We start from the raw sequence: 13,271 nt of genomic DNA, 5'->3' as shown, positions 1-13,271 counted from the left end.
AGGATGTCTGAGATGAAGAAGGTACTGACAGCCAACCGCCTGACCGACGGGATCGCCGTATGGCTCGGCGCCAACGGCCAGTGGCTCGAAAACATCGAAACCGCCCTGATTGCCCGCCACCAGGAGGCGGTCGACGCGCTCGAGGAAGCCGGCAAATCGGCCTTCAACGACAACCTCGTCGTCGATGTCGAGGTGATCGACGTCGATGAGGTGGACGGCGACATCTATCCGATCCGCCTGCGCGAGCGCATCCGCGCCGCCGGCCCCACCATCCGCACCGATCTCGGCAAGCAGGCCGAGTTCAAGCCGGCCACGGCCGCCTGAGGAGCCTGTCCATGTACCGTTACGACGAGTTCGACCACGATTTCGTGCGCCAGCGCGTGTCCCAGTACCGCGACCAGGTCGAGCGCCGCATGTCCGGGGAAATCGACGAGACGGCGTTCAAGCCGCTGCGCCTGATGAACGGCGTCTACCTGCAGCTTCACGCCTATATGCTGCGGGTGGCGATCCCCTACGGCACGCTCAACAGCCGCCAGATGCGCCGCCTTGCCCGCATCGCCCGCGACTATGACAAGGGCTACGGCCATTTCACGACGCGGCAGAACATCCAGTACAACTGGCCGAAACTCTCCGACACGCCGGCCATCCTTGAGGAACTCGCCGAAGTCGAGATGCACGCCATCCAGACATCCGGCAACTGCATCCGCAACGTCTCGGCCGATCATTTCGCCGGCGCCGCCGCCGACGAGGTTGCCGACCCCCGCCCCTATGCGGAGATCCTGCGCCAGTGGTCGTCGAACCACCCGGAATATTCCTTCCTGCCGCGCAAGTTCAAGATCGCGGTCACCGGCGCCGAGCGCGACCGCGCGGCGATCCAGGTCCACGACATCGGCCTGCATCTGAAGCGCAACGAGGAAGGCGCGCTGGGCTTTGCCGTCTGGGTCGGCGGCGGCCAGGGCCGCACGCCGGTCATTGCCAAGAAGATCCGCGATTTCCTGCCGGAAGCAGACCTTCTGTCCTACACAACTGCGATCATGCGCGTGTACAACCTCTATGGCCGCCGCGACAACAAGTACAAGGCGCGCATCAAGATCCTGGTCAACGAGACCGGCGAGGAGGAATTCACCCGCCAGGTCGAGGCCGAATGGCAAAAGCTGAAGGAAACCGAGCTGAAGCTGCCTCAGGACGATCTCGCGGCGATTGCCGCCTATTTCGCGCCGCCGAAGCTGCAGGACCGCGCCGAGGGCTGGGGCCTGATCGCCGCGGCCAAGAAGGCCGATCCGGGCTTTGCCGCCTGGGTGCACCAGAATGTGACACCGCACCGCCATCCCGACTACGGCGTCGTCACGATTTCGCTGAAACCTATCGGCGGCATTCCGGGTGACGCGGACGATACCCAGATGGAGACCGTCGCGGACCTTGCCGAGAAATTCGGCCATGACGAGATCCGGGTCTCGCACGAGCAGAACCTCGTCCTGCCGCATGTCGCGCTGGCTGATCTCGAACATGTCTACAAGGCACTCTTGGCCGTCGGCCTGGCAACGGCCAATGCCGGCCTGGTCAGCGACATCATCGCCTGCCCGGGGCTCGACTACTGCGCCCTTGCCAATGCCCGTTCGATCCCCGTTGCCCAGGAAATCTCTGAGCGCTTTGCCTCGCTGGAGCGTCAGCGGGAAATCGGCGAGCTGAAGATCAAGATCTCCGGCTGCATCAATGCCTGCGGCCACCACCATGTCGGCCATATCGGCATTCTCGGCGTCGAGAAGAAGGGCGCAGAGCTCTACCAGATCACGCTCGGCGGCTCCGGCGACGAGAACACGTCGATCGGCCAGATCATCGGCCGCGGCTTCGAGCCGGAGAAGGTCACCGACGCGGTGGAGACCATCGTCGAGACCTATCTCGGCCTGCGTGAAAACGCCGACGAGACCTTCCTCGAAGCCTATCGCCGGATCGGCCCGGCACCCTTCAAGGAAGCGCTGTACGGCGAAACGTCGAAAGCCGCGTGAGCAAGGAACCCGTCATGAGCGAGACAAGACTCTGGAAAGCCGATGGCTTCGTTGAAGACGATCCGTGGCGCATCGCCGGTGAGGAAGACGCCGCCGGGACGATCGGCGCCAATGCCCGCCTGCTGGTGCCGCTGGAACGCTACCTGGAACTCTCGGACGAAGAGCGCCGGCCGGAAGATGTCGGCGTGATCGTTGGCCCGGTCGACGACGTGCGCCAACTAGAGCCCTTCCTCGACCGGCTCGCGCTGATCGCCGTCACATTCCCGGCCTTCAACGACGGGCGCGCCTTTTCGCAGGCTTCGCTGCTGCGCGCGCGCCTCGGATATGCCGGTGAGTTGCGCGCCACCGGCGATGTGCTGATCGATCAGATTCCGCTGATGCAGCGCTGCGGTATCGACAGTTTCGCGGTCTCGAACGCAACCGCCATCAAGCGTTTGTCGGAAGGCCGGCTGCCGGCCATCAACAGCTATTACCAGCCCGCCGCGACCCCGGCGCGCGCCACCGGCTCCTATGCCTGGCGCCACGTTCAGGGACCGGCCGCCTAACGACTTTCTTCCTGAGGACTCCCAGGGCTGGCCGCCGGTTATCCGGCGGCCCTTTTTTTGGGCAGTCGTTTGGCGATGCTGCGGCGCCATCGTTGCAGCAATGGCTTTTTGCTCAGTGCGTAGAGACTTTGTGACAGCATCAGCTTGTCGTGAGCAATAGCGATCGCTGCCGCCTGTTCGGCGGTATCAACCCGAAATCCGACGCCGTAGTCCAGTTGCCCGAACCACACGCTGTGGGATCCCTCGATACCGATATGCTGTGCCCTGCTTTTGCGCACGACAAAAATGCGGATATTCCTTTCGCGGGCCCGATCGCAGAACTGCCAGTCCCAGTACCGGGTGCCGTCCAGGCCTTCCAGCATGTGCCCCAGCACCGATGCGTCCCAGAGGGTCGCCGCTCCTCCGATGCTGTCTTTGAGAACAAGATCGTCATCGACGATTTGACCCTCGTCGTGCAGCACGGAGTTGTAGAGGCTGAGCACGCCGTCCGTATTCGCAAAGACCCGGTCGGCAAACCGCAGAATATCTCTCGAAACGATCATGTCGCTGTCCAAAAGCAGCACCCGGCCGGCATTCTGCGCAAGACAGGCCCGTAGCAGGAGAACCGTGTTCCTGTCGCAGCCGCCATTGGATTTACTGCGCAGCACCGTCGCCGAGAAAGGCCTGTCCTTCAACAGATCCGCTATATCGTAGTCCGTGCTGCAATCGTCCCGGATGATCACGCGCCAGTCATCGAGACCCTCGACCGAGGCCAGGCAGTCCAGACAGGCCTCGACTTCAGCCCGCCGGTTGTAGGTCGGTATTGCGATGATGTTGCCTTGCGGTGTCATTGCATGTTTCGGCGCGGTGAGAGACAGGTGGCCCAACTCCGGCGCACGGATACCCCTCCGGGCACCGGTCTTCCGTCAGCCCTGCCTCTGGATTTCCACATGGTGCGGATAGGGGATCGAGATGCCTTCCTTGTCGAAGGCCTCCTTGACCGTCTTGGTCATGGCGAATTTCAGATCCCAGTAATCGGCGGCGTCGCACCACAGCCGTGTCGTTATATCGACCGATGAATCGCCGAGATTGACCACCCGCACCCAGGGTTCCGGATTGCCATGCACGCGCTTGTCGTCGCCGGCGCATTTCAGGATGACGGCCATCGCCTTGTCGGCGTCATCGCCGTAATCGATGCCGAAGGTGAGATCCACGCGGCGCGTGTCGTTCGCCGAGTAGTTGGTGATGATCGAGCCCCACACCTTGCCGTTCGGAACGACGATCTGGACGTTGTCGGGCGTCACGAGTTCGGTGACGAACAAGTTGAGATTCTTGACGGTTCCCGCGGTTCCGGCAATGTCGACATATTGCCCGAGCTTGAAGGGACGGAAGATGACGATCATGACGCCGGCGGCGATATCCTGAAGCGTTCCCTGCAGCGCCAGACCGATGGCAAGCGTCGCCGCGCCGAGCACCGCAACGAGGCTGGTCGCCTGGAAACCGAACACCTGCAGGACCGCAATGACGACGACCGCCAGGATGAGCCATTTGGCAATCGAGGCGAAAAAGACGCCGAGCGTATCGTCGAGATTGGGATCCGCCAGCACCCGCTTGCGGATCATCCGCGAAATCCAGCCGGCCGCCATGTAGCCGATGACCAGGAAGATCAGTGCCTTGATGACGCCATAGAGCAGCGGACCGAAGGCGCCCAGCTGCGTGAAAAACTCATTCATCGATCGTCCCCCGACAAAACAACTGCGCGCGAATGCTAGCGCGCAATTCCGGAGAACGACAGGTTAAATTTTCACTGCCACTCCGTAACCTTAGTCGACGTCCTTGAGCACCGCAGCCGCCCGTGCGCCGCTCACGCGGCGGATCTCGACATGGTCGCGCAGATCGGCGAAGGCCTCGCTCGCCATCAGCCGGTCGGCCAGGTCCTCGGGCAGAGACAGGAGCACGTGGTCGCGCTCGCCGCCGGCATCGATGCCGTCGACCCGGGTGGTGCGCTCAACGATCATGCCGCCCGCCACCGTGTTGTTGGTGTCCGGATCGATCAGGATGAAGGCACCCGTGTTGCGGTTCGTCTCGTAGGGATCGAACATCGCCGCTTCGTCGAAATCGAGATGCACCGTGCCGATGGAATTGAGCGGCAGGCTGTCGGCGCCGTCCCACTGACCGGTTTTCAGGGCGAGCCGCGTCTTCGGTTCGACCCGCACCCGCTGGCGGCGGCTCGAGGATTTCAGCCAGTAGCGCTTGCCGGTGGTAATCGCATCGGCCGATAGCGCGACGAGCTTGGCCTCGAAGGCGCGGCCGAGCGCCGGCGCCGCATCGATCGAGGCGATCATGTCGCCGCGCGCGATATCGACATGGCGGTCGAGCACCAGCGTGATGGCATCGCCGGCGACGGCGGCGTTGCGCACCAGGTCGAAGGTGACGATCTGCTTGACGTTCGCGACCGAGCCGGCCGGCAGGACCACGATGCTGTCGCCCGGCTTGACCGAACCGCCGGCGACCGTTCCCTGATAGCCGCGGAAACTCTCGTCCGGGCGGCTGACCCGCTGCACCGGAAGGCGGAAGCCGACCGTCTGCGCGGTGCGCTGGGTCGCAAGTTCCAGGACCTCGACCAGCGGCGGGCCCGAATACCACGGCATCGACGCGGTGCCGGGATGCACGACATTCTCGCCGAGCAGCGCGGACATCGGGATCGCCGTCACGTCTGTCACGCCGAGCGACAACGCAAACTGACGGAACTCGGCCGAAATTTGATTGAAGACCGCCTCGTCATAGTCGATCAGGTCGATCTTGTTGACGGCGAGCACGAACTGGCGAATGCCCATCAGTGTCGCGATGGTGGCATGGCGTCGAGTCTGCTCGAGGATGCCGGCGCGGGCGTCGACCAGCAGCACGGCGAGGTCGGCCGTCGAGGCACCGGTCGCCATGTTGCGGGTATATTGCTCGTGTCCGGGCGTGTCGGCGACGATGAAGGAGCGCCGGTCGGTGGAAAAATAGCGATAGGCGACATCGATGGTGATGCCCTGCTCCCGCTCCGCTTGCAGCCCGTCGAGCAGCAGCGCGAAGTCCGGCAGGCCGAGATCGTTCTGCTGGTGGCGGTTGTCGCGCGCCAGCGCGTCGGCCTGGTCTTCCTTGACCGCCTTGGTGTCCCACAGGAGACGTCCGATCAGCGTCGACTTTCCGTCATCGACACTGCCGCAGGTGATCAGGCGCAAGGGGCGGGCATTGCGTGTCGCGGGCTGGGCGGCTTCCGCCGCCTGCACCGTGGCTTCGATATTGGCGGTCATCAGAAATAGCCCTCGCGTTTTTTCTTCTCCATGGAGCCGGCCTCGTCGCGGTCGATGGCGCGGCCCTGCCGCTCCGAAACTGTCGCGGTCTCAAGCTCGCCGATAATGTCGTCGAGCGTCGTCGCCGTCGAACGGATGGCGCCGGTCAGCGGGAAACAGCCGAGCGTGCGGAAGCGGATGGTCTCGGTCCTCTTGACCTCGCCGGGCAGCAGTTCCAGCCGCTCGTCCTCCGCCAGCACCAGCATGCCGTCGCGCTCGACGACGGGCCGTTGGGCGGCAAAATAAAGTGGAACGATCGGGATGCTCTCGGCCTGGATGTAGCGCCAGATATCGACCTCGGTCCAGTTGGACAGCGGAAATGCGCGCACGCTCTCGCCCTTGCGGATCTGGCCGTTGTAGATCGACCAGAGTTCAGGGCGCTGGTTGCGCGGATCCCAGCGGTGATCGGGCGTGCGGAAGGAGTAGATCCGCTCCTTGGCGCGCGAGGCCTCCTCGTCGCGCCTCGCGCCGCCGAATGCGGCGTCGTACTGGCCGGCATCGAGCGCCTGGCGCAGCGCCTCTGTCTTCATGATGTTGGTATAGACGGACGATCCGTGCGTGAAGGGCGTCACGCCCTCGAGCTTGCCGCGCGGATTGGTGTAGGTGACGAGATCGAGGTCGAATTCGGCCGCCATCCGGTCGCGGAAGGCGATCATCTCGCGGAATTTCCAGCCCGTGTCGATGTGCAGCAGGGGGAACGGGATCCGCCCCGGATAAAATGCCTTGCGCGCCAGGTGCAGCAGCACCGACGAGTCCTTGCCGACCGAATAGAGCATGACCGGCCGCTCGAACTCCGCCGCGACCTCGCGGAATATATGGATGGCCTCGCTTTCGAGCGCCTTGAGATTGGGATCAAGGGGCGGCTTTGTCTCGGACATGTCTTTTCCTGTTATGGCTGTACGGGGATCTGCGATTGCCCGGCGGCGCCGGCGACATGCAGGCCGCATTCGCGTTTCTGGTCGTTTTCCCACCACCAGCGGCCGGCGCGTTCGTCTTCGCCGGGCTTGATGGCACGGGTGCAGGGCTCGCAACCGATCGATGGATAGCCGCGCGCGTGCAGCGGATTGACCGGAACGCCCTCGGCTTCGACATAGGCGCTCACGGTGTCGATATCCCAGTCGGCCAGCGGATTGGCCTTGAGAAGACCGCGCTCCGCGTCGAATTCGGCGAAGGCAACATCGGACCGGTTGGCAGACTGGCCGCGCCGCAGCCCGGTGATCCACAGATCGGCGCCGTCGAGCGCGCGGGCCAGCGGCTCGAGCTTGCGCACCCCGCAGCAGGCCTTGCGGGCCTCGATGCTGTCGTAAAAGCCGTTCATGCCGAAGCGCTGCACGTAGTCGGCAAGTTTCTTTTCGTCCGGCCGGAAACGCTCGATGGAGATTCCGTATTTCGCCTCGGTTTCGGCGATCAGCGCCACCGTTTCATCGAACAGGCGGCCGGTTTCCAGCGTGACGATACGCACGCCGGGCGCTGCACGCGCAAGCGCCGCCGTCAGCACCTGGTCCTCGATGCCGAGGCTGGTCGTGAACACGGCGTTTTTTCGCCCTTCGGCCAGCAACGCCAGCCGATCGTCCAGCGGCATGGCACCGAGATCCGCAGCGAGCGCCGGCTCATGGATGATGGCCTTTCCGGATTGCATCGAATCCACTCCGGTTGATCTTGGCACCAACACTGAACCAAATTTGGCCCCATTTAAAACAACGAGGTTCTATATCCGTCAGCGTCCGGACAATGAATTGTCGCGGGACGGCTGATCGGGCGAAAAGTCTTTTCGCGGCGCAAAATCATCGGTGGCAACGCGACGTTGCGGTGTGTGCGCGGCCGCAGGGTCCGCCTTGCGGCGAATGCGTCGGCAAAGTAACAATAGTGCGGCAATCGTTACGCCGGCGCATCCGGGTGGCTGCGCCGGCATCAGGAGCGACAAGGGGCAGGCTTGAACGGCATTATCGAAACGCCGGAAATCGAGGACGAGGTTGAGACCTTCAACCGGCTGCAATCCGGTTTGCCGGACCTGTTCGAACGTGTGTTCCCCGACCGGCTGCATCCGCGCACGGTCCTGATCATCCCCAGCCTGTCGCTCGACCAGGAGGTTTTGTCCAAGATCTCCGGTGTGCATCACTACGAAGAGCGCATGCTGTGCATGCTGCAACTGCTGCGCATGCCGCGCACGCGCATCATTTACGTCTCCAGCCAGCCGATCGCCGAGTGCATTATCGACTACTACCTGCACCTCCTGCCAGGTGTTCCCCAGCACCATGCGCGCGAACGGCTGAAACTTGTTTCGTGCCACGACGATGCGGACGTTCCGTTGACGCAAAAGATCCTCGACCGCCCACGGCTTTGCGACCGTATCGGGAACGCTCTCGGCGACCGTTCGCTCGCCCATATGGCTTGCTTCAACGTGACGCCGCTGGAGCGCCGCCTGGCGGCGCGGCTCGGCATTCCCATCTATGGCTGCGACCCCGCGCTGCAGGACTACGGGTCCAAGAGCGGCAGCAGGAAACTCTTCCGCGAGAGCGGCCTGCCGATCGCCGAGGGTTTCGAGGACCTTGCCGACGACAACGACATAGCCGAAGCGCTCACCGAGCTGAAACGGCAAAATCCGGATCTCAGGCGTGCCGTGATCAAGCTCAACGAGGGATTTTCCGGAGAGGGAAATGCCATTTTCCGTTTCGACAAGGCGCCCGATACCGGCATCGGCAAATCCTGGGTCTCAGACCGTTTGCCGGGCGCCACCTTCTGCGCCAGCGACATGACTTGGGAGCTGTTCGAAAACAAGATCGACGAGATGGGATGCATTGTCGAAGCCTATGTCGAAGGCACGCACAAGCGATCGCCGTCGGTCCAGTATCGCGTCGATCCCTCCGGTCATCTCGATCCGGTCTCGACCCACGATCAGATTCTCGGCGGCAGCGGCGATCAGGTCTTCCTCGGCTGCCGGTTTCCGGCCGACAGGGCCTACAGGCTCGATATACAGGACAGCGGCATGCGCACCGCCCGCCTGCTCAAGGAGCGCGGCGTGCTCGGTCATTTCGGCATTGATTTCGTCTCGGTCAGGGAGGGCGACGCCTGGCGTCACTACGCGATCGAGATCAACCTGCGCAAGGGCGGCACAACGCATCCCCTGACCATGCTGCGCTTGCTCACCGACGGCGCCTATGACAGCGCCACCGGCCTGTTTTCGACGCCCGGCGGGGAGACGCGATACTACTATGCGACGGACAATCTGGAATCGGAGCACTATCACGGCCTGACGCCCCAGGACCTGATCGATATTGCCGTTCGGCACAACATCCACTTCCACGGATCGGCGCAGCGCGGCGTGGTTTTTCACCTGATCGGGGCGCTGTCGCAATACGGCAAACTCGGCATGGTTTGCGTCGATAAGAGCCACGAGGACGCCTCGCACCTTTATCACGAGACCATCGCCATTCTCGACCGCGAAGGCAGCCAGCGGCCGTGATCCGGTCCGCCCGAAGGCGTAGTTGCGCGGGCGTGACGCATGCAACAAAAATCGCGTTCGCAAGGCCTTGAGACCGCCGGATACCCTTTTCCTGCGAGCCGCGGACGTATATGGAAATGGGAAACCATATAAATTTCGGGGATTCTGAGCACAATGCCGCGTGAAATTTCGCTTGTTGAACTGGACAGTCTGATCGGCAAGGAACTGGGTGTGTCGGATTGGATCCGGGTCGATCAGAACACCATCGACATGTTTGCCGATGCGACGCACGACCACCAGTTCATCCATGTCGATCCGGAAAAGGCGAAGGCCGAGACACCGTTCGGCGGCACCATTGCGCACGGTTTCCTGTCGCTTTCGCTGCTTTCTGCGATGAATTACGACTGCATGCCGGACGTGCGCGAAAAGCGCATGGGCATCAACTACGGCTTCAACAAGATCCGCTTCCTGACGCCGGTCAAGAGCGGCTCGCACGTGCGTGGCCGCTTCGTCCTGAAGGAACGGCGCTACCGTGGCGCCGACATGGTGATGCTCACCCACGGCGTCACCGTCGAGATCAAGGAAGAGCAGAAGCCGGCGATCACTGCCGAATGGCTGACCATCATCCGCTTCGACCCCGAGGACCACCCGGAGAAACAGCGGGCTTCGGCGGAGTAAGAGCCGGGTATCGCGGCACGCGGTTTGACAGGCATCGGCTGGTTGCGAACAGGGCGCGTTCGTCGCCCGTTTGACCGGCGTTATCCGTCTCGCCCGGGTTCGTTCGGATCGCTGGAGAACAGTGCGATCTTGTTGCCTTGAGGGTCGCGAAGGTAGCCAACATAAAAAAGAGGCCCGTAGGAATCACGGAATCCCGGCTGGCCCTCGTCAAGGCCGCCCGCAGCGAGTGCGGCCGAGTGAAGGTCGCGAACCTGCTTTTGATTGCGGGCCTCGAAGGCGATCATGGTCCCGTTCCCGGCCGAGGCCGGACGTCCATCGAAGGTCGGTTTGACGTAAAAATCCGGCAGGGCGACAGACTGACCCGGTTGCATGGGCAGCGTGTAGCTCAGGCCCTCCGGACCCTCCTCCAGCTCGTAGTCAAGGGCTGGCAGGAACGCAGAGTAAAACCGTTTCGCGCGAACGATGTCATCAGCACCGACGGTGACGTAGGCAATCATGCTGCGTGTTCTTTTCCGGAAAGTTTGCAACGCGTTTACTGCGTTATCGTAGGCCAACACACAATTCGGCTCAACAGGCGCCGTACGAGACGCCGCAGGGTCGGCCGTCAAGACACGCTCTAGGGGCTGGATGTCGTCATTCCCGCGCCGGCAATATCACACCGAAAACCGCTTCTTCACGCGGCAGGACAATCTCCGCCTCGCCCGGCGTCATCGCGCAGGCCCCGACCGGAGGCGCCCTGAGCGGGAAGTCCAGTGCGTGCGCCCGTATTGGGCGAAAGCACCTTTTCCATCGCGTAAAGACGAACGATATAGCCATTGGAAAGCCGCCCCTCGACGGGGTGGAGGATGCGATAGCCAAGGCACTTTCCTGACGCCGGTCAAGAGCGGCTCGCACGTGCGTGGCCGCTTCGTCCTGAAGGAACGGCGCTACCGTGGCGCCGACATGGTGATGCTCACCCACGGCGTCACCGTCGAGATCAAGGAAGAGCAGAAGCCGGCGATCACCGCCGAATGGCTGACCATCATCCGCTTCGACCCCGAGGACCACCCGGAGAAACAGCGGGCTTCGGCGGAGTAGACGGCTTCGCCCGATATAGCCCGCTCAGCGAATTCCTTGCCCTCGATCGTAGAGGTAGAGAGTGACCTTTGCAGGCACACCTTCTGCCCAAACAACGGCATCGTGAAGAAGTATGTCCTTGCGGTCGTCGTACTGCACACCGTCTTCACCCGTTTCCAACTGATCTGCGTCGTCGCATGAATTGTCATGCCATGTGTTTTCAATCACCGCATTGACTTTTAGCCAACGGTGTTTCCGGGTCCTGTGGTCGACGATGTTCCAGATCACGATGGGCTCCTGTTGTTTTGGGGATAATATAACGCATTCACCCGCGCGCTGAACGGGGCTGCAACGGGCGTTGATTCTGCAACAAAAGCCCGATTTGTCTCGAAATTTGGCGGCGATTATCAGCTTTCAAATAATTGTTTCTGTTGCAAAATTACAATCATGGACAGTAGTTCAAATGTGTGTTTATCAAACACAATCTGAGGGACAGCACCGCTATGAAAAATTCCACCTTGTCGATCATCGGTTCCGTTGCTTTTCTGTTAATGGTCGGTGCATCCCAGGCGGCTGATGATAAGGTACAGTCGGTTGAGGCGACATGGGTTCCTACGAGGTAGTTTTAGGAGGAACAATGCTCGAAGATTTTATCTCAGACATCAAAAACCTGTTGAAACCCGAACAAATCTTGGCGGGGGAAAACGACATTGCGCGGCAGGTGGAGAATGTCACGTCCTATCACGTTGATGTGCCACTGATCCTCTATCCCGAAACCGCCGAAGAGGTACGTCAGATCGTCCTGGCCGCGAACCGGTTTCAAGTGAGTTTGCAACCCTACAGTACGGGGAAGTCCTGGGGGCTCGGGTCCAAGTTGTCTTCTCGGGGCGGGCTTGTGCTCGTCGACCTGCATCGGATGAACAAAATCATCGAAGTGAATGAAGAGTTCGGCTACGCGATTATCGAGCCCGGCGTGACACAACATCAACTTTTCAGCCATCTCGAGGACACCGGGTCGAATTTCTTCTGTGACACAACCGGGTCCGGCCAGGATACCAGCGTCCTGGGAAATGCGCTCGACAAGGGCGTGGGCTATAACATGGAGCGCCATAAGCAGCTTATTAATCTTGAAATCGTTCTGGGGGACGGCCGGATATTCAAGACCGGCTTTGGGCATTACGAGGGATGCAAAGCCACCCATACGTTTCCCGATGGCATCGGCCCCTCTTATCTTCGCATGTTTCTGCAATCTAATTTCGGCATTGCTGTCAGCGCCACCGTCGAACTGAGGCGACGGCCGGAAAAGAACTGTATGTTCCTTACCTATCTGAAGAGCGAAGATCATCTCGGCGACGCGATTGGCGTGCTCAAAAACCTCAAACAACAGGGCCTGATAAACTCGGTGACCCATTACTATGAAAGCGTGCGGGTGCAGAGCGGCCTTGCTCCGGTGCTGTATCAGGACCTGAAGGCGCAGGGCGTTGAGACAAGCCGCGAGGACGTCATGGCGCTTCTGGCCCGCTTCAGCTTTGGTGCCGGCATAATTTTTTCGAATATCGGCGGCACCAGACATCAGGTGAAAGCGACAAAAAAAGCGCTTCGGGCGCTGCGCCCCTATGGAACGACTTTTTACGTGACCGACCGGCTCATTTCGCTGGGGCTTTTTGCCACCAGGCTTGTGGGCTGGAAGAAGATGCACTCCTATGTGAAGTCAAGCGCCGGGTTTTATCGCATGTCCCTGGGAGAGCCGAGCGATCGGCCCTTGATGAGTCTTTACTGGCCCGTCCAGACAGAGCTTCCCGAGCGCTGGACCAATCCGGACCACACCGAGATCGGAATGCATTTCATCTGCCCGACCGTTCCAATGAGCGTTGAACTGGTGCAACAGGCGAATACCATCGTCCAGGAGGTCAATACGCATTACAAAAAGGTACAGGCGAGTTATGCGTTTGGGCTTGTCGATGACAAAACGACCCATTTCAGCATATCGACCCATTTCAACCGCACAGACGAGGTCGCGCGTGATGAGTCGCGAGCCCTGGCCAAAGAACTCAACGAGGCGTTTATCAAGGCCGGGTTTCACCCCAACCGCCTCTTTGTTGGCTTCATGGACCTCGTCGTCGATCCGGACGACATATTTTGGCAGCTCACGCGGGATATCAAAAAAATCGTCGATCCAAACGGTGTCATCGCACCGGGGCACTTCAACATAACCTGACTGGCGCCC

13 protein-coding genes and 1 pseudogene are annotated in these 13,271 nt (G+C 61.4%); 7 read left to right on the top strand and 7 right to left on the bottom strand.

Annotation, left to right across the window (positions count from 1 at the left end):
- Nucleotides 1-3 precede the first annotated feature (3 nt).
- Genes E4M07_RS23300 through E4M07_RS23290 form a run of 3 tightly spaced genes read left to right on the top strand, consistent with a single transcriptional unit; the run spans nucleotide 4 to nucleotide 2,551 of the window.
- A complete protein-coding gene (locus tag E4M07_RS23300) occupies nucleotides 4-324 on the top strand; it encodes a DUF2849 domain-containing protein (RefSeq protein WP_136660822.1) in 321 nt (106 codons plus the stop codon).
- An 11-nt stretch (nucleotides 325-335) separates the two neighbouring features.
- Nucleotides 336-2,006 carry a nitrite/sulfite reductase gene (locus E4M07_RS23295; RefSeq protein WP_136660821.1) on the top strand — a complete coding sequence of 557 codons (1,671 nt, stop codon included), beginning with the start codon at nucleotides 336-338 and terminating at the stop codon, nucleotides 2,004-2,006.
- 14 nt (nucleotides 2,007-2,020) lie between these two features.
- On the top strand, nucleotides 2,021-2,551 hold the full coding sequence (locus E4M07_RS23290; protein ID WP_136660820.1) for a DUF934 domain-containing protein: 531 nt from the start codon (nucleotides 2,021-2,023) through the stop codon (nucleotides 2,549-2,551).
- Nucleotides 2,552-2,589: 38 nt separating this feature from the next.
- On the opposite strand, the gene E4M07_RS23285 is transcribed toward E4M07_RS23290, so the two are convergent.
- The 5 genes from E4M07_RS23285 to E4M07_RS23265 form a co-directional block, all read right to left on the bottom strand.
- Nucleotides 2,590-3,381, bottom strand: coding sequence for a glycosyltransferase family A protein (locus E4M07_RS23285; RefSeq protein ID WP_136660819.1), 792 nt, complete (start codon nucleotides 3,379-3,381; stop codon nucleotides 2,590-2,592).
- Between the two features lie 75 nt (nucleotides 3,382-3,456).
- A complete protein-coding gene (locus E4M07_RS23280; protein WP_136660818.1) occupies nucleotides 3,457-4,263 on the bottom strand; it encodes a mechanosensitive ion channel family protein in 807 nt (268 codons plus the stop codon).
- Nucleotides 4,264-4,353: 90 nt separating this feature from the next.
- The gene (gene cysN / locus E4M07_RS23275; RefSeq protein WP_136660817.1) at nucleotides 4,354-5,829 is read right to left on the bottom strand and encodes a sulfate adenylyltransferase subunit CysN; all 1,476 of its coding nucleotides are present in this window, start codon (nucleotides 5,827-5,829) and stop codon (nucleotides 4,354-4,356) included.
- Entirely contained in the window at nucleotides 5,829-6,746 is a 918-nt protein-coding gene (cysD, locus tag E4M07_RS23270) for a sulfate adenylyltransferase subunit CysD (protein WP_136660816.1), read from the bottom strand. The genes cysN and cysD overlap by 1 nt, the downstream gene beginning before the upstream one ends.
- Nucleotides 6,747-6,757: 11 nt before the next feature.
- Nucleotides 6,758-7,450, bottom strand: a complete 693-nt coding sequence (locus tag E4M07_RS23265; protein ID WP_246660580.1) for a phosphoadenylyl-sulfate reductase — start codon at nucleotides 7,448-7,450, stop codon at nucleotides 6,758-6,760.
- Between the two features lie 351 nt (nucleotides 7,451-7,801).
- On the opposite strand from E4M07_RS23265, the gene E4M07_RS23260 reads away from it, so the two are divergent.
- Together E4M07_RS23260 and E4M07_RS23255 are read left to right on the top strand one after the other, a co-directional pair.
- Nucleotides 7,802-9,331, top strand: coding sequence for a peptide ligase PGM1-related protein (locus E4M07_RS23260; protein ID WP_246660571.1), 1,530 nt, complete (start codon nucleotides 7,802-7,804; stop codon nucleotides 9,329-9,331).
- Nucleotides 9,332-9,484: 153 nt separating this feature from the next.
- Nucleotides 9,485-9,988, top strand: a complete 504-nt coding sequence (locus E4M07_RS23255; protein WP_136660814.1) for a MaoC family dehydratase — start codon at nucleotides 9,485-9,487, stop codon at nucleotides 9,986-9,988.
- Nucleotides 9,989-10,068: 80 nt separating this feature from the next.
- Here E4M07_RS23255 and E4M07_RS23250 read toward each other — a convergent pair whose 3' ends face one another.
- Nucleotides 10,069-10,485 (bottom strand): VOC family protein, encoded by a 417-nt coding sequence (locus E4M07_RS23250; RefSeq protein ID WP_136660813.1) that lies wholly within the window; start codon nucleotides 10,483-10,485, stop codon nucleotides 10,069-10,071.
- A 367-nt stretch (nucleotides 10,486-10,852) separates the two neighbouring features.
- Here E4M07_RS23250 and E4M07_RS23245 point away from each other — a divergent pair.
- Nucleotides 10,853-11,065 (top strand): annotated as a pseudogene (locus E4M07_RS23245) (Nodulation protein N); the annotation flags it as partial.
- Between the two features lie 24 nt (nucleotides 11,066-11,089).
- Here the strand turns inward: E4M07_RS23245 and E4M07_RS23240 are convergent.
- On the bottom strand, nucleotides 11,090-11,332 hold the full coding sequence (locus E4M07_RS23240; RefSeq protein ID WP_136660811.1) for a hypothetical protein: 243 nt from the start codon (nucleotides 11,330-11,332) through the stop codon (nucleotides 11,090-11,092).
- A 349-nt stretch (nucleotides 11,333-11,681) separates the two neighbouring features.
- Between E4M07_RS23240 and E4M07_RS23235 the strand changes: the two genes are divergently transcribed.
- Entirely contained in the window at nucleotides 11,682-13,262 is a 1,581-nt protein-coding gene (locus E4M07_RS23235) for an FAD-dependent oxidoreductase (RefSeq protein WP_169054360.1), read from the top strand.
- The last annotated feature ends 9 nt before the right edge of the window (nucleotides 13,263-13,271 follow it).

The organism is Nitratireductor sp. XY-223 (assembly GCF_004959855.1).
Taxonomy (GTDB): Bacteria; Pseudomonadota; Alphaproteobacteria; order Rhizobiales; family Rhizobiaceae; genus Hoeflea_A.
The sequence above is the reverse complement of the archived record's forward strand: the minus strand, read 5'-3'. Positions and strand labels throughout refer to the sequence as shown.

Excerpts from the sequence above, each read along its gene's own strand:
- E4M07_RS23300 (WP_136660822.1), top strand. The coding sequence starts at position 4 with ATGTCTGAGATGAAGAAGGTACTGACAGCCAACCGCCTGACCGACGGG.
- E4M07_RS23295 (WP_136660821.1), top strand. The coding sequence starts at position 336 with ATGTACCGTTACGACGAGTTCGACCACGATTTCGTGCGCCAGCGCGTG.
- E4M07_RS23290 (WP_136660820.1), top strand. The coding sequence starts at position 2,021 with ATGAGCGAGACAAGACTCTGGAAAGCCGATGGCTTCGTTGAAGACGAT.
- E4M07_RS23285 (WP_136660819.1), bottom strand. The coding sequence starts at position 3,381 with ATGACACCGCAAGGCAACATCATCGCAATACCGACCTACAACCGGCGG.
- E4M07_RS23280 (WP_136660818.1), bottom strand. The coding sequence starts at position 4,263 with ATGAATGAGTTTTTCACGCAGCTGGGCGCCTTCGGTCCGCTGCTCTAT.
- cysN (WP_136660817.1), bottom strand. The coding sequence starts at position 5,829 with ATGACCGCCAATATCGAAGCCACGGTGCAGGCGGCGGAAGCCGCCCAG.
- cysD (WP_136660816.1), bottom strand. The coding sequence starts at position 6,746 with ATGTCCGAGACAAAGCCGCCCCTTGATCCCAATCTCAAGGCGCTCGAA.
- E4M07_RS23265 (WP_246660580.1), bottom strand. The coding sequence starts at position 7,450 with ATGCCGCTGGACGATCGGCTGGCGTTGCTGGCCGAAGGGCGAAAAAAC.
- E4M07_RS23255 (WP_136660814.1), top strand. The coding sequence starts at position 9,485 with ATGCCGCGTGAAATTTCGCTTGTTGAACTGGACAGTCTGATCGGCAAG.
- E4M07_RS23250 (WP_136660813.1), bottom strand. The coding sequence starts at position 10,485 with ATGATTGCCTACGTCACCGTCGGTGCTGATGACATCGTTCGCGCGAAA.
- E4M07_RS23235 (WP_169054360.1), top strand. The coding sequence starts at position 11,682 with ATGCTCGAAGATTTTATCTCAGACATCAAAAACCTGTTGAAACCCGAA.